This window comes from Clostridioides sp. ES-W-0018-02 (assembly GCF_020658175.1).
GTDB lineage: Bacteria > Bacillota > Clostridia > Peptostreptococcales > Peptostreptococcaceae > Clostridioides.
In genome coordinates, this window is the sequence record NZ_JACVVY010000001.1 from 195167 (window position 1) to 211471 (window position 16305).

General features: G+C 27.7%; 13 protein-coding genes. 11 read left to right on the forward strand and 2 right to left on the reverse strand.

Features of this window, described 5'->3' with window-relative positions:
• Nucleotides 1-92: 92 nt before the first annotated feature.
• On the forward strand, nucleotides 93-1976 hold the full coding sequence (gene asnB, locus IC219_RS00945; RefSeq protein ID WP_227831095.1) for an asparagine synthase (glutamine-hydrolyzing): 1884 nt from the start codon (nucleotides 93-95) through the stop codon (nucleotides 1974-1976).
• 73 nt (nucleotides 1977-2049) lie between these two features.
• On the opposite strand, the gene IC219_RS00950 is transcribed toward asnB, so the two are convergent.
• The gene (locus IC219_RS00950; RefSeq protein ID WP_227831094.1) at nucleotides 2050-3486 is read right to left on the reverse strand and encodes a trypsin-like peptidase domain-containing protein; all 1437 of its coding nucleotides are present in this window, start codon (nucleotides 3484-3486) and stop codon (nucleotides 2050-2052) included.
• 329 nt (nucleotides 3487-3815) lie between these two features.
• On the opposite strand from IC219_RS00950, the gene IC219_RS00955 reads away from it, so the two are divergent.
• The 10 genes from IC219_RS00955 (at nucleotide 3816) to IC219_RS01000 (ending at nucleotide 15569) form a co-directional block, all read left to right on the forward strand.
• Nucleotides 3816-4394, forward strand: coding sequence for a TerD family protein (locus IC219_RS00955; RefSeq protein ID WP_227433090.1), 579 nt, complete (start codon nucleotides 3816-3818; stop codon nucleotides 4392-4394).
• Between the two features lie 34 nt (nucleotides 4395-4428).
• On the forward strand, nucleotides 4429-5007 hold the full coding sequence (locus IC219_RS00960) for a TerD family protein (protein ID WP_227433091.1): 579 nt from the start codon (nucleotides 4429-4431) through the stop codon (nucleotides 5005-5007).
• 85 nt (nucleotides 5008-5092) lie between these two features.
• On the forward strand, nucleotides 5093-5722 hold the full coding sequence (locus IC219_RS00965; RefSeq protein WP_227433092.1) for a TerD family protein: 630 nt from the start codon (nucleotides 5093-5095) through the stop codon (nucleotides 5720-5722).
• Entirely contained in the window at nucleotides 5712-8471 is a 2760-nt protein-coding gene (locus IC219_RS00970) for a calcium-translocating P-type ATPase, PMCA-type (protein ID WP_227823788.1), read from the forward strand. Before IC219_RS00965 ends, IC219_RS00970 begins: the two co-directional genes overlap by 11 nt.
• 84 nt (nucleotides 8472-8555) lie before the next feature.
• On the forward strand, nucleotides 8556-10118 hold the full coding sequence (locus IC219_RS00975; protein WP_227831093.1) for a YceG family protein: 1563 nt from the start codon (nucleotides 8556-8558) through the stop codon (nucleotides 10116-10118).
• Complete coding sequence (locus tag IC219_RS00980) at nucleotides 10119-11255, forward strand: toxic anion resistance protein (protein ID WP_227433096.1); 1137 nt, start codon at nucleotides 10119-10121, stop codon at nucleotides 11253-11255.
• Between the two features lie 60 nt (nucleotides 11256-11315).
• Nucleotides 11316-12392, forward strand: coding sequence for an HpcH/HpaI aldolase/citrate lyase family protein (locus IC219_RS00985; protein WP_227433097.1), 1077 nt, complete (start codon nucleotides 11316-11318; stop codon nucleotides 12390-12392).
• On the forward strand, nucleotides 12370-13608 hold the full coding sequence (locus IC219_RS00990) for a phosphoribosyltransferase family protein (protein WP_227831092.1): 1239 nt from the start codon (nucleotides 12370-12372) through the stop codon (nucleotides 13606-13608). The genes IC219_RS00985 and IC219_RS00990 overlap by 23 nt, the downstream gene beginning before the upstream one ends.
• Before the next feature lie 53 nt (nucleotides 13609-13661).
• Nucleotides 13662-14750 (forward strand): cysteine protease StiP family protein, encoded by a 1089-nt coding sequence (locus tag IC219_RS00995; protein WP_227823792.1) that lies wholly within the window; start codon nucleotides 13662-13664, stop codon nucleotides 14748-14750.
• Between the two features lie 27 nt (nucleotides 14751-14777).
• Complete coding sequence (locus IC219_RS01000) at nucleotides 14778-15569, forward strand: HAD family hydrolase (RefSeq protein ID WP_227433102.1); 792 nt, start codon at nucleotides 14778-14780, stop codon at nucleotides 15567-15569.
• A gap of 100 nt (nucleotides 15570-15669) precedes the next feature.
• On the opposite strand, the gene IC219_RS01005 is transcribed toward IC219_RS01000, so the two are convergent.
• Complete coding sequence (locus IC219_RS01005; RefSeq protein WP_227433104.1) at nucleotides 15670-16224, reverse strand: cupin domain-containing protein; 555 nt, start codon at nucleotides 16222-16224, stop codon at nucleotides 15670-15672.
• Between the last annotated feature and the right edge of the window lie 81 nt (nucleotides 16225-16305).

The following is a 16305-nucleotide window of genomic DNA, read 5'->3' on the forward strand; positions in this document are numbered from 1 at the left end:
AGTAATTTTTTTAAAATTGAATAAGTTTTGAAGGCAAAGACAAAACTATGAAATAAGGATAACACTAAAAATTAGGAAGGAAATTTGATAATATGTGTGGCAATATTTCAATTTATTATAAAGGAGATATATCTAAAAAAGAAGATATTAAATTTAAAATAAAAGAATCTGTAAATAATATAAATCATATAAGTCTTGATAGTAGAGGATACTTAAAAGGTGAGGAAAAAGAGTTTGATTTTAATAGATTTGATGTAATAGATGTTATACATGGAGTTAAACCATTTGAAAAAGATGGAAAGGTTATAGTTTTAAATGGTGAAATATATAATAGTTGCGAGATAAAAGAAGAATTGATTAAAAAAGGGTACAGCTTTGCTACAGATAGTGATATTGAAATCTTATTAACATCTTATATAGCATTTGGAAAAAATTGTGTACATAAGATAAAAGGTATGTTTAGCTTTATAATATATGATAAAGAAAATGAAAGCATATTTGGGGCAAGAGATTTATTTGGAATAAAACCACTTTACTATATAAATAAAGAAAAAGTGATAATCTTTGCATCAGAATATAAATTTATACTCGAGTATGTTAAAAAACTAAACATAAATGAACGAAGTTTACAGAGTTATTTTTCGTTTCAATATGTTCTTCCTGAAGATACTATGATACAAGGAATAAGATTGATACCAGCAGGACATTTTTTTAGAGTGGAAAACGGAATACTATCTTTAAAGAGATACAATAAACTTGAATTTAGGAGTAGTACAAAATTTTTTTACAGTAAGAATCATTTAGGGAATAGAGATATAGGCGAAGAAGAAATAAGAAATGTAGTAATAGATTCGGTAAGAAGACCGGTAGCAGAAAATAAACAAATTGGGACATTTTTGTCTGGTGGTATAGATTCATCAATTATAACCTCTATAGCTTCACAAATTAATCCAAATATAAAGTCTTTTTCACTAGGTTTTAATGTTAAAGGGTATAGTGAATTGGAAATAGCTAAAAAAACAGCTGATAAATTGGGCATAGAAAACATTCCACTTAACATAACACAAGATGACTATATAAAAGCATTACCGAGTGTAATTTATTTTTTGGATGACCCTGTGGCAGACCCATCAGGAGTAGGTCTTTATTTTTTAATTAAAGAAGCTAGTAAATATGTTAAAATAGCTTTGTCTGGAGAAGGTGCTGATGAATTATTTGGGGGATATAATGTATACAAGGAATATAATAATGTGAAATCAGTTATAAATTCACCAGTGTATATTAGAGGCGTATTAAATAGAGTTTCAGAGCTTATGCCTAGTATAAAAGGCAAAAATTATCTTTACAGAGCTACAACACCTTTAGAAAAGAGATATATAGGAAATGCGAAGATTTTTGAAAATAATGAAGTAAAAAGATTCTTTTTTAAATATAAGGAAAAGAATATACATGAGTATTTATTATCAAATTTGTACAGAGAAGCGCAGAAAAATAATTACGATTATATAAGTAAAATGCAACATATAGATGTAAATACATGGCTTCAAGGTGATATACTTCAAAAAGTTGATAAATTCTCTGTAGCTGAGCATCTAGAACTTAGAGTACCTTTTTTAGATAAAGATGTATTTGATGTAGCAAAAAATTTAAGAGTTGAACAAAAAATAACAAAAAAGAACACAAAAGTGCTACTTAGAGAATCCTTTAAAGATATAGTGCCAGAGCATGTTATTCAGAGAAAAAAATTAGGATTTCCAACGCCAATAAGAGTTTGGTTAAAAGATGATTTAGGAGTTGTTGTAAGAGAAACTATTTCCAATGCAAATGTAGACGAGTTTATTGATAAAAAATATATAATAAAACTTTTAGATGAACATCTAAAAGGTCACAAAGATAATTCAAGGAAAATATGGACTATATTTACATTTTGTCTATGGCATCAATTGTTTATAGAGCATAAAAACATCAAGTATTAATTTTTTCATTATATGGAGAGGGGGAACATATATAATGTTCTCACCCTCTCTATTGGTATGAAGAAAGAGTAAATTAGTTTATTATTTCGATAAAATTATTGGCAAATATTTTGACAAGATGACTTTCCACCGCTAGATTTAAGTTTTGTCCATCATCATATCCAGCAGAAATTAATCCCAGTAAATTGCCAAACATATCTAAAAGAGCCCCTCCAGAACTACCACTAGAGATTGGAGCTGTAAATTGTATCATTTGAACTGTTTCAAAGTCACGAAAAGCAGAGATAATTCCATCTGAAACTGTATTGAAAAGACCTAAAGGGCTTCCAATTGCAACTATTTTTTGGCCTCTTACAGGTTTTTTACTAACCTTGACTGGTATTGATTTACATTCTCTATCAACTTTTATTACAGCCAAATCATAATCTGAGTGGTATTTTATGATTTGATGTGATGTATAAACTTTATCATCATTTTCAAATCTAACTAAAAATGAATAGCCTTCATTAACTACATGGAGATTTGTAAGTATGTAACCTTCACTATTTATGACTACTCCAGAACCGCTCTTGAATGGTTTGTTTTCATTATCACACACAACAATCATAACAACAGAAGTTGATAATTTTGCGAGTTCTTCATATGTAAGTTCTATTTCTTTATATTTTTTATTTTTTGTAGATGTAAAGTTTGTGTCAACAGAAGTTTGTTCAGATTGAGGTTTATTTATAGGAGTATAAGTTTTGTTATTATTGATATTATTATTTATATCTGTATTTAATTTTTCCAAAGGTATATCTAGCATAGTTGGACTTTTTTTAGAAAATTCAACTAAAGTAGAAAATCTAGAACATTCAGGATACAAATCAAGGATATCCTTATGAGGATTTATATATAAAATATCACATCCAAGCTGTGATAAAAAATATAAGAAAAAAAGTTCCTGTCTCTTAATATTTCCAAAATACACTACCTTGGGTGAAACAGTAATTTTAATTTTATTATAAAATAATTTAGGTAGAAAATAATCTATCCAACATAAAAGTTTAACAGCAAAATTTTTAACAATAGAAGGTGTTGAATGTGGTGTGTTTTTAGAAAACAAATCTAATGTATTTTTAAATGCAATTTTTTTTGTCCAATCTAATGTATCATTTTCTATCTTACAAGGAAATTCAATATTGTATAAATTCCAACTGTTAAATTTAGCATCATTATAAGTATTGAAAGTATTGAGCATCTTATCTGTTTGTGATTTATCAAAATTTATATTTAAGTTGTTTAGCCTAATATAGGGAACTGTTATATTGTTAAAAAAATGAGCATCTATATTTTTGATGTTTTTTATGTATTTATCAATCGAATTATCAATACCTATATATCGTGTAAAGTAGACTTCTTTAATATAAGAAGAACTCTTATTTGTATAAGACTTACTAGACATAAATTCATTTAAAGGCTCTTTTGAGTTCTTTATTACAACTTTTAATGGTTTAATAGTACAAATCATATTTTTTCTCCTCTAATAAGATGATATAATCTATTATAAAACATCTTAAAACAATATAATACAAAGAATTTTGTAGTTTCAAAATAAAATGTATACTTGTATATATAAATGATATATAATTACATATTAAACATAGATTTTATCTATTTAAAAAAATATGTAAAATCTATGTAAAAAGTAAGAAATATAAACATTTTTTTAATTATATTTTAAAAATATCAAGTAAGTTTTATTCACAAATGAATAAAAAATGTTATAATATGATTAAAGAAAAAGATAAATAATTAGCAAGATTTGTTTAGCTAAAATTAACAAGGGAGCGATAAATTATGGGTATAACATTATCAAAAGGCCAAAAGGTTGATTTAACTAAGGGAAACCCAGGGCTTAAAAATATTTTAGTAGGGTTAGGATGGGACACTAACAAGTATGATGGTGGATTTGACTTTGACTTAGATACAGCAGCATTTTTAACAGGAGCAAGTGGAAGTGTTACTAATGATGGAGATTTTGTATTTTACAACAATTTAAAGCATACTTCTGGAGCAGTTGAACATTTAGGTGATAATAGAACTGGTGAAGGTGATGGAGATGATGAGCAAATAGTTGTTGATTTATCTAAGATTCCTGGAGAAATAAGCAAAATTTCTTTTACAGTTACAATTCATGATGCTACAGAAAGAACACAAAATTTTGGGCAAGTAAGTAATTCTTATATAAGAATAGTAGATAAAGATACAAATGAAGAGCTAATAAAGTATGAATTAGGTGAAGATTTTAGTATAGAGACAGCTATAGTAGTAGCTGAAATATATAAACACAATGGAGAATGGAAATTTAACGCACTAGGTTCTGGTTTTGAAGGTGGACTTGCTGCGTTATGTGGAAACTTTGGAATAAACTTATAATTTTAAATACAATAAACTAGAGGGGGTATTTTCCATGGCTATAGTATTAAAAAAAGGACAAAAAATTGATTTAACTAAGGGAAATCCAGGACTTAAAAATATTAGACTTGGACTAGGATGGGATACAAATTCATTTGATAGTGGATATGATTACGATTTAGATGTCAGTGTTTTTATGGTAGGAGAATCTCAAAGAGTTGAAAGAGATGAAGATTTTATATTCTATAATAATTTAAAACATCCATCTGGAGCAGTTGAGCATTTAGGTGATAATAGAACTGGTGAAGGTGATGGAGATGACGAAGAAATATTAGTAAACTTAGATACAATGCCAAAGCATATACAAAAAATAGCTGTAACAGTTACAATATATGAAGCTGCTGAAAGAAAACAAAACTTTGGACAAGTAAGCAACTCATATATAAGAGTTTTAAACTCTGAAAATGACCAAGAAATATTAAGATATGACTTAGGTGAAGAATTTAGTATAGAGACTGCAATTACAGTATGTGAGATATATAAATATAATGGAGAATGGAAGTTTAGTGCAGTTGGAGCAGGATTTGAAGGTGGCTTAGAAGCACTTTGCAGAAACTATGGATTAAGTGTTTAGTATGAGTAACACAGTATATTAAATATAAGTAGCCTATACAAATAATGTATAGGTTATATTATATAAAATTTTATGGAGGTTTAGTATGTCAATTAATTTATCAAAGGGTGATAAAATAGATTTAAAAAAATCCAACCCAGGATTGAGTAATATACTTGTAGGCCTAGGATGGGACCCTGTGCAACAGGCAGGTGGAGGATTCCTTAAGTCTTTATTTGGTGGAGGACAAGCTGATATAGATTGCGATGCATCTGTATTTATGCTAAATCAGGAAGGAAAATTAAGTGGTATAAAAGACTTAATTTATTTTGGAAATTTAAAGAGTGCCTGTAAGTCAGTTTTACATACAGGAGATAACTTAACTGGTGAAGGTGTGGGTGATGATGAACAAATTCTAGTTAATTTAGATAAAGTTCCATCAAATATTCACAGATTATTATTTGTAGTAAATATATACAATTGTATAGACAGAAAACAACACTTTGGGATGATAAAAAATGCCTATATAAGAGTTGAGGACCAAAGCAATAAAAAGGAAATAGCAAAGTATAATTTATCTGATAATTATTCAGAAAAAACTACTCTTATAGTAGGGGTTATATATAGAAAAGATGGAAGTTGGCAGTTTAAAGCAATAGGTGAAGGAACAAAAGATGCGGGTCTTAAAGAAGTAATGCAAAATTTAGACAGGATTGAGTGTGTATATGGAATTTAATAACGATATCAAATATTATAATGTTGACAAAGAAGACGTAACTAAAGACTTATCTGTTAACCCTGATAGAGGTCTATCAGAATCAGAAGTCAAGACTAGAAGAGAAAAGTATGGTTTAAATGAATTTACACCAAAAGAGGAAGGAAGCTTTTGGGATGATTTAAAAGACAGTTTAAGTGAACCAATGATAGTTATTTTAATTATTGCAGCAGTAGTAAGTGCAGTAATTGGAGAAACTCATGATGCAATAGGGATTGTAGGAGCTATAGCAATAGGTATAGCAATAGGTATGATTACAGAAGGTCGTTCTAAGAAAGCAGCAGATGCTCTTTCTAAGATGACTGAAAATATTGAAGTTAAAGTACTAAGAGATGGAGAAATACATCAAATTTCTAAGAATGAACTAGTACCAGGAGATATAGTATATATTGAAACTGGTGATATGGTACCTGCTGATGGTAGACTTATAGAAACTATAAATCTTAAAATTAGAGAAGATATGTTAACAGGAGAATCAGATGATGTATCTAAAAAATGTGATGTAGTAGTTCCAATGGAAGAAATAGAATCTAAAGGAGCACTAGTGGTACAAGAACCAATTCCTGCAAAACAAATAAATATGGTATTTGGTGGTACACTTGTTGCTTATGGTAGAGGAATATTAGTTGTAACTTCAATTGGAGATAGCAGCGAAATGGGTAAAATTGCTCAAAACTTATCAGATGCAGATGAGCAAACTCCACTTCAGATAAAGCTTGGAAATTTAGGTGGATTGATAGCTAAAGTTTCCAGTGCAGTAGCAGGACTATTATTTATATTCATGGTTTTCCAAATGGTAAGTAAGAATGTATTAAATGTTGATATGTCTGGAATTTTACCATTTTTAGAATCAATAGACCCTGTTAAAACAGCCTTTACAGTATGTGTTGCATTGATAGTTGCAGCAGTTCCAGAAGGTCTGCCAACTATGATAAATATGACACTTGCAATAACAATGCAAAAAATGGCTAAAATAAATGCCTTAGTTACCAAAAAAGAAGCTTGTGAAACTATAGGTTCTGTTTCTGTAATATGTTCAGATAAAACTGGTACATTAACAGAAAATAGAATGACAGTAGAAGTTGCATATATTGATGGAAGATATATTGAGAGCTCAGAAGAAGAAATAAATAGTTATTTTGAAGAAAACTGTATGATAAACTCTACAGCTGATGTAGAGCATAATGATAATGATGTTAAGTACCTAGGAAGTGCTACAGAATGTGCATTACTTCTATATTATAAAAATGTAGATTACAGACAAGTTAGAAAAGAATCTAATATAGTAGCTCAAAATCCTTTTACTTCTGATTCAAAGAGAATGACATCTGTCATAGGTCAAGATAATAATCATGTGTTGTTATCAAAAGGAGCACCAGAAGTATTGCTTGAGCTATGTTCACACATTCAAAGAGGTAAAGACATAGTTCCAATAACTGAAGGTATAAAACATGAGATTTTAGAAGAAATAAAAAAATTACAAGTAAAATCAATGAGAACCTTAGGTTTTGCATATAAAGAAATTTCCCAAGCTGAAGAAGAAGCAGCAGTAACTGCTGAAAGTGATTCTATGAATGTAAGTGCAATGGAAAGTAATTTAGTATTTAGTGGATTTGTTGGTATAAGAGACCCACTTAGAAAAGATGTTATAGAATCAGTGAATACAGCAAATAAAGCTGGTGTTTCTGTAAAAATGCTTACAGGAGACAATATAAATACAGCAAGAGCTATAGGTGAAGAGTTAGGTCTATTAAAAGGAAATATGAGAGCAGTTGAAGCTTCATATATAGATACTTTAGATGATGAAGAATTAAAACAAGAAATACAAACTATTTCGATTGTTGCAAGAAGTAAGCCAGATAGTAAAATGAGAATAGTTTCAGCTCTTCAAAAGAGTGGAGATGTTGTTGCTGTAACAGGTGATGGGATAAATGATGCCCCAGCGCTTTCAAAGGCAGATGTTGGTATAGCAATGGGTATATCTGGTACAGAAGTATCAAAAAGTGCAGCAGATATAATTTTAACTGATGATAGTTTTAGCACTATTGTAAAAGGTATTAAATGGGGTAGAGGAATTTATGATAACTTCCAAAGATTTGTTCAATTCCAATTAACAGTAAATGTAATTGCATTTTTAGTGGCTATAATATCTCAGGTTATGGGACAAGAAATGCCATTTACAACAATACAATTGTTGTGGGTAAATATAATTATGGATGGGCCACCAGCACTAGCATTAGGTTTAGAGCCTGTTAGAGACCACGTATTAAATAGAAAACCTGTTGATAGAAAAGCAAATATAATTTCTAAGTCAATGGTATATACAATAGTATTAAATGCATTCTATATAACAGCAATACTAATGTTACAATCTACATTTAACTTCTTAGGTGTTGATGAAGCTCATAAGGGAACTGTAATGTTTGCGTTATTTGCTTTTAGTGCATTATTTAATGCATTTAACTGTAGAGAATTTAGTGCAGATAGTATTTTTCCAAACTTTACACATAATAAACTAGCATTACAAATAATAGTTTTAACAGGTATTGCACAAGTAATATTTACTCAGTTATTCCAAGATTTCTTTAACTCTGTAGCTATGGATGTTATGACATGGGTAAAAGTTTTATGTGTTGCAGCAAGTGTAGTTGTAGTCAATGAAGTTGTAAAGTGTGTAATAAGATTAGTAAAACCAAAGAAAACAGCCTAAAACAAATTTTATAAAAAAACAAACTGGCTCAAAATATATATTTTGAGTCAGTTATCAATAAACAATTAAATTGGGAGGATAATTATGGGTGACTCAAAGGTATTTGAAAAAATATTCTCCAGCCAATCAGATAGAGGAAATTACACTCCTTCAAAGGGATATCTAAGTTATTTTATTTCATATATTGGTTTAGAAGATGAGATTTTGTATAATCTTGAAATATTTAAGACGAAGCAAAATATTGATAGTAGAAAAGATATTGCCTTATTTACTGATGCTATAGCAAATCCTAGTGATTTTGACATTATTAATTATTTTAAAAATGGGCTTAAAAATTATAAAAACAGTACAGAAGATGTAGATATAAGTATTTTAGGGTTTGAAGAAATAGATTATAAAATAAAGCAAGCAATAGATAAAGTATTAAAAGAGGAAGAAAAAGATTTTACTAATGATAGAGTTAAACAAAATTTTATAGTGAAAATAATGGCATGGATAAAGACTTATATTGGTGCCTTAGATATAAATAAAAATGATGCTCCAAAAATAATATTTTATGGAGATATAAAAAAGCATGAAGTCTATCTACTTTTAATATTGTACTTAGCAGGATTTGATATATTATACCTTAATCCAAACTCAAAGAGTAATATAAGTATCTTAAATTTAGAGAAATATAAGATAGAATTAGAAGAGGCTAATATAATAGAAGAAAATGTTTCTTTTGAAGATAGAGTTGTTTCAGGTGAAAAGATAGATAAAGGTTCTGTAAAAAAAGCTTTTACTGTTGGAGCAGAAGCATCAAAAAGAATAAGTGAAGAATTGTTAAATGATGCTGGATTTATAAAACCCTGGCAACTTCAAGATAGAAAAATAAAAAGCTTGCTTTTAAGTTCAACTATTGATGAAATATCAATATATTGGAATCAGCCATTAAAATTGAGACCAGGATTTAAGTTTAATGATACTATAGTAGAAACTCCAGTTTTCTTTTCTAAAATCAATGGAATATATAATGATAAAAATGAATACATTAAGTTTTTAGATTTATTAAGAGATTCAGAAAGTTCAACATTTATTGAATTTAATGGAGATATAGATAGATTTTCAAAAGAATTTACAAGAGAAGCTTTTAGCCTATCATTTGTATTAAATTCAAAAGGTATTATAGATAAAAATTCTGTTTTAAATAATAAAGAATATTCTATTTCAACATTAGCATTAAATCAACAAATTATGATTTTAGAAAAAGTGGAAGAACTTATAGAAGGCAACATGTTTTTAAATGGACTAAGTGGAGAGGATAAAATAAAAGGCTTATTCACAGTACTTCATATGGATAAAAAGCTTGTTCATATGATGAATAATTTCGATTACTCTCTCATAAATCCAAAGTTGGTTATATATATGTATAAGAGCATTGTGTTTGATAAAGAAGTTGTATTCCTAATGCTTTTACTTAGTAAAATTGGATTTGATATTATTATATTATCTCCAGGCGGAGAAAATAATATAGAAAATGTTATAAATAACCAATTGATTGATATACACAGATTGGATAAAATGGTATATGACCTTAAATTGAACTTACTTGAAGATGGAATACCTTTACTTAAAAAAATTTTTGGCAAGAGGAGACGATTTTAAATGGGGATAAATATAAATAATTTTTCAAAAGATAATAATTCTGTAGAGACTGTTGAAAATTTACCTACGACTATACAAGAAGAAAATTTTGATATAATGGAATATACAAATAATAAAAAAAATGAACTTAGAAAGTCTAAAGAGGTGGAGGCTTTAACTTCTCTTATAGAAGTAGAAAATCCAGATACAATTTTACAATTTGGTAGAAAAGCATCTGAAGGAGTAGCTAGAGTTTCTGATAGCCTATTAAACACAATAAAATTAAATAGAAATGAAGAAAATTCTAAGATGCTTGTTCACTTAACTAAAATAATGGATAAGTTTGATTTAGATGATTTTCAAGAAACTAAGGAACCAAATTTTGTTCAAAAACTTTTCAAAAAAGCTAATAATGCTATTGAAATGATGTTTCAAAAGTATGAAACACTGGGAGGAGAAGTTGAAAAGATTCAAATTGAACTTGAACAATATGAAAGAGATATAGCTCTTTCTAACAAGCAAATTGGTGCTATGCTAAATGAAAATTTTGACTTTTATAATGAACTTCAAAAATATATTGTTGCTGGAGAAATGGCAGTAGAAGAAATGGATAATGAAATACTACCATATTTCAAACAAAAATCAGAGACTAGTGGAGACCAAATGGATATTGTCAACTATCAAGAACTATTAAAAGTCTATGATATGTTAAATCAAAGAGTCTATGATTTAAGGATAGCAGAAAATATAGCTATTCAGACTATACCTATGCTTAGAGGTATGCAACATAATAACTATGGTTTAATTAGAAAAATCAATAGTGCCTTTGTTGTAACTCTACCAGTATTTAAACAATGTTTATCTCAAGCTATATTACTTAAAAAGCAAGAATTACAAGCAAAGTCTTTAAAAGCTCTTGATGATAAAACTAATGAATTACTGCTTAGAAATGCACAAAATGTAAGTTCTCAAAGTGCACAAATAGCTAGAATGGCTGGAACAAGCTCTGTGCAAATAGAGACATTAGAAAAAATGTACAATACCATTAAATCTGGTATAGATGAAACTATGAGAATAGAAGAAAATAATAGAGTTACAATTAAGGATAATACAAAGAGATTAGAAGAATTAAATACAGCTATAATTTATAATAAGTAGTATATTAAGGGCTAATTTTGATAAAGTTGGCCCTTTCTATGTATATGAGGAGGCCACACATTGAAATATTTCGATTATATCTGCAAAGAGGATTTAGAGAAAATTTTTTTGAAAGTGCCAGAAGACTTTAATGCCAATACTGAAAAAGATGTACTGAAATATGCACTAGGTGCTTTTTTATACGTTCCAGCGACTCAATATAACATGATTTATAAAAGTATTATAGGTGATGTTAAGGGAGTTAGACCATTAGCTATTTGTTTAGAAGATGCTGTTGGGGCAAATGGAGAATCTGAGGCTATAGAAAATCTTAAATTGATTTTGAAAAATATTAGCAATGAAAATATAACTAATAAAGATGGTATACCATTAATTTTTGTGAGAATAAAAGATGTAGAGCAATTGCTAAGAATTAAAGAGATTATAATTAAAAACAATAATACAATAACAGGAATATTGATTCCTAAAGCAAATTCTGAGTTAATTGAAAACTGTATAGAAGTTTTGAATTCTATAGGTCTTCAAAATATGTATGTTATTCCAATAATAGAAACAAGAGAATTCATATATAAAGAAAACAAAGAATTAAGCTTCAGTAGTTTATATAATACTATTTTAAGATATAAATCAAGAATACTCAGTATTAGAATAGGTCTAACTGACATATTAGGTATGTATGGTATAAGAAGAAATAAAAATTTTTCTATATATAATAATTTAATTTGTTCTTCTTTTATATTAGATATAATTACATATCTTCAAAGACCAGAGATAGATATACCAATAAGTGGAGGTGTATCGGAATTTTTTGATATGACAAATGAAGAGATAAGAAATAAGTATATAGAAGAAATACTATTGGATAAATTTCATGGATTAGTTGGAAAGACAGTAATTCATCCAATGCAAATTCAAATTGTACAAGCTTTGTCTGCAGTATCATATGAAGATTTTACTGATGCTTTAGAGATACTTGATAGTACAAATAGTAAATATGGTGTGAGTAAAGGCATATTAGGTGAGAGAATGAATGAAACTAATCCTCATTTTTTATGGGCTAAAAAAACATTGATTTTATCTAAAATATATGGTGTATTAAATAAAGGAGTAGACTATGAAGAATTGCTTAAATTTTAATTGTGAGATTGACATTGTTGATAATCCATTGAACTTAGATTTAAATGATTTTTTAGATATAGGAATAAGAAATAACAGCAAAAGACGTTTTTTATTTATATCAAAAAAACTTGGAAAACATTTAGCTTGTAAGCCAAGTGAAATGGATAATTTAGGAAAACTAATGGCTACGATTTATAATAAAAAAAATAAGGTGGCATCAAATGGAACTGTAATAGCTTTTGCAGAAACTGGGACAGCCGTTGGGCATAGCTTTTTTGATTACTTATCTGGAAATTATGAATTTATTCATACCACTAGAGAGCAATTTGATGAGCTAGAAAATTTAGATTTTTTAGAAGAACATTCTCATGCAACAGACCAAAATTTATATTTTGAAATGCTAGACAATTTTAAATTTGGCGATGAAGTAATTTTGGTAGATGATGAAATTACTACAGCTAATACATGTATGAATATAATCAGAAAGATTCAAAGTATCTATCCTAAAAAAATATATACTATATGTTCTATACTTAATTGGGTAAGTGATGAAAATTTAAGAAGAATTAGTAGTCTAGAAATAGAACTTGGATGTAAAATAGAATTTGTGTATTTATTTAAAGGAGACTTTAATTTTGATATAAATGAAGATATTGTTGCAAATTACAATGATAATTACAATATTAGTAAATTGAGTATTATGAAGGATGATAAAATAAATTTAATAGTAAATCATATCAATGTTGATTTAGAAGATTATATTGGAAATAAAAAATATATAAGATATACAGGTAGGTTTGGAATTAACAAAAGAGAACAAATTAAATTAAAAGAAATTATAAAAAGAGAAAGTAAAAAAATAGTTATAGAAAGTAAAGAATCTTTAAAAAAGAAAGCAGAAAAGGTTCTATTTTTAGGCACTGAAGAATTTATGTATATACCTATGTTATTTGCAAAAGAAAAAGAAAATCAATGTGATATATACTATCATTCAACAACTAGAAGTCCAATAATTAATATTGATAAAAATAATTATCCTATTAGAAGTAAGTTTAAATTAAAGAGTTTTTATAATTTAGATGTTCAAAATTACATTTACAACATAGACAGACATAATTTTTCTGAGTGTTATTTATTTGTTGAGTTAGATAAAAGTGAGAATTCTTATCTGGAATTTATTGATATAATTAAAAATACAAGTATAAAAAAATTGACTATAGTATGTTGTAGCTAAAATGTTTTATTGCGATAAAATATATCACAGTTTTAAGATAGGAGTTGAGTCATATGAGAGAATTTAGCACATATTCTAAAGATGATGTTATCTTTTTATTAAAAGATATATCAAATTTAATTGAAGAAGAAGGAAACAAAGAGAGAGAGTTAAAAATACAAAATGGCAGACATTATTCGGAAATGATACCAATAGAGTATGAGGTTAGCGAAGATTATCTGAAATTATATCATGATAAACTAGAAGAAAATAAGAATAAACTTGCATTTTCTATAGGTGTTATGTGTGAAAAGATAATTAAAAAAAATGGAAATGATGTTGTACTAGTTTCACTTGCTAGAGCAGGAACTCCAATTGGTATTTTGGCAAAGAGATATCTAAGAAATAAGTATAGTTTAAATTTACCTCACTATACAATATCTATAATAAGAGATAAAGGAATAGATATGAATGCAGTTGAATATATAATAAATAGTCATCCAGATTCAAACATACAATTTTTAGATGGATGGACTGGCAAGGGAACAATATCAAGGGAGCTAGAAAAAGCATGTGATGAGCTTAAAATTAAATTTAAAAAGAATTTTGATTCAACACTTGCCGTATTAGCTGACCCTGCTGGATATTCTGGACTTTATGGAATTAGAGAAGACTTTTTAATACCAAGTGCATGTTTAAACTCAACTGTTTCTGGATTAGTGAGTAGAACTGTGCTAAGAGAAGATTTGATTGGTAAGGATGATTTTCATGGTGCTAAGTTTTATAGCCATTTAAAGGATAAAGATGAGTCTATAAATTATATAGAAACTATAGAAGCATGTTTCAAAAACCAATTTGAAAATATATCTGATGAAGTTGAAAAATGGAAAAGTGATATTATAACTAAAGATGGTTATTTTGATGTTTTAAATATAAAGGAAAAGTACGATATAAAAGATATCAACTTTATCAAGCCAGGGGTAGGAGAAACAACAAGAGTTTTACTTAGGAGAGTTCCATATAAGATACTTGTTAAAGACTTAAATGATAAATCTTTAGAGCATATATTTATTTTGGCAAAAGAAAAAAATGTTGAAGTTGAGAAAATAGATTTAAAAGCTTACAAGTGTTGTGGCATAATAAAGAATATGAAAGATGTTTAGAAAATATATTTGACAGGAGAATGCTGAATGATTGTTTTTTCAGACTTAGACAGGAGTATTATTTACTCTGATAAATTTTTAAATACTAATAAGAGATATACCAATATAGAAATCTATAAAGAGAAAGAAATCTCTTATATATCTTTAAATACTATAAATTTAATAAAACAAATACAGTACTATGGTATGTTTGTACCAACTACTACTAGAACAATAGAGCAGTTTAAGCGTATAGAATTTAATAAATATGGTATTTACTTTCCATGGAGTATAACTTCAAATGGAGGAGTTATACTTAAAGATAATGAAATATTGAAATCATGGAGTGAGAAGATAGACAAATTAAAATCTGACTATGAGCCTATTGAAAGCATGGTAGATAAATTTAAAATTTATTTGAATGTAGAAGGAATAACTAATTTTAAAGTTGCAGAGGATACATTTTTTTATATAGTTGTAGATTTTAAAAAATTTAATTTAGATTCAATTAGGGAGTATATAAATATATTAGAATCAAAAAATTGGAGATTGTATGTGAGTGGTAGAAAAATTTATTTTATACCAAAAGAAATCTCAAAAGAAAATGCCATAGAATATTTAACCAAAGAATTAGGAATAGAAAGTTTTTATGCAATTGGGGATTCTATTATGGATTATGGGATGCTCGATATTTCAAATAAAGCTTATGTATTGAAGCATGGTGATATAAATAAAAATGAAATAAAAAACACATTTATATCAAGTAAATTTGATGGAATGAGTGGAACTGAGGAAATATTATCTGAAATTTTAGATGAAAGTTGTCTACTCAATATATAACCAATAAACTAGAAAAGTCTGAAATAAATTAGGATAAAATTTATCATACTAATTTATTTCAGATTTTTATTAATTTATATTTAAACAAGAGCTGCATATATTAAAATGAAGGTGGAGTCATTGCCCAGACGGAAATACATTCATCATCATCACAGTTTTCATATATATGTGGTATAGTGCTGTTAAAATAAAAACTGTCACCCTCCTCTAATATATACTCTTTATTACCAAGTGTTATTTTCATTTTTCCTTTTATTATGTATCCGCATTCCTCTCCTTCATGTGTAACAAATTCATTACTTTTTTTTGTATGTCCATTTAATGTAACAAGTATAAATTCTATTTTTTTTCCAATTAAATTAGGAACAAGAAGCTCGTAAAATTTTGTAGAATCGTTAGTTACTATTTTCTTTCGATTGTTTTTCTTTACTACTATATTAGAATTATCCTTCCCAATATCATCAAAAAAATAACCTATGTTTACATCAAGCGTTTTTGATATTTTCCACATTGCTATAATTGATGGAACAACCATATTACGTTCAATTTGACTTATTAAGCCTGTACTTAAACCAGACTCTTTTGCTAAGGTAGCTATACTTATATTTTTAGATTTTCTAAGAGCTCTAATTTTGCTTCCAACATCTATGTCCATTAGATAAAACCCCCCTCAAACATGATTATAACATATATAGTTTTCAAAATTAATAAAATAAAATAAAAGTTATATAATGAA

Bases quoted from the DNA above. Each gene is read 5' to 3' on its own strand.
- IC219_RS00995 (WP_227823792.1), top strand. From the start codon at position 13,662: ATGAGAGAATTTAGCACATATTCTAAAGATGATGTTATCTTTTTATTA.
- IC219_RS00980 (WP_227433096.1), top strand. From the start codon at position 10,119: ATGGGGATAAATATAAATAATTTTTCAAAAGATAATAATTCTGTAGAG.
- asnB (WP_227831095.1), top strand. From the start codon at position 93: ATGTGTGGCAATATTTCAATTTATTATAAAGGAGATATATCTAAAAAA.
- IC219_RS00970 (WP_227823788.1), top strand. From the start codon at position 5,712: ATGGAATTTAATAACGATATCAAATATTATAATGTTGACAAAGAAGAC.
- IC219_RS01000 (WP_227433102.1), top strand. From the start codon at position 14,778: ATGATTGTTTTTTCAGACTTAGACAGGAGTATTATTTACTCTGATAAA.
- IC219_RS01005 (WP_227433104.1), bottom strand. From the start codon at position 16,224: ATGGACATAGATGTTGGAAGCAAAATTAGAGCTCTTAGAAAATCTAAA.
- IC219_RS00965 (WP_227433092.1), top strand. From the start codon at position 5,093: ATGTCAATTAATTTATCAAAGGGTGATAAAATAGATTTAAAAAAATCC.
- IC219_RS00955 (WP_227433090.1), top strand. From the start codon at position 3,816: ATGGGTATAACATTATCAAAAGGCCAAAAGGTTGATTTAACTAAGGGA.
- IC219_RS00950 (WP_227831094.1), bottom strand. From the start codon at position 3,486: ATGATTTGTACTATTAAACCATTAAAAGTTGTAATAAAGAACTCAAAA.
- IC219_RS00975 (WP_227831093.1), top strand. From the start codon at position 8,556: ATGGGTGACTCAAAGGTATTTGAAAAAATATTCTCCAGCCAATCAGAT.
- IC219_RS00960 (WP_227433091.1), top strand. From the start codon at position 4,429: ATGGCTATAGTATTAAAAAAAGGACAAAAAATTGATTTAACTAAGGGA.
- IC219_RS00990 (WP_227831092.1), top strand. From the start codon at position 12,370: ATGAAGAATTGCTTAAATTTTAATTGTGAGATTGACATTGTTGATAAT.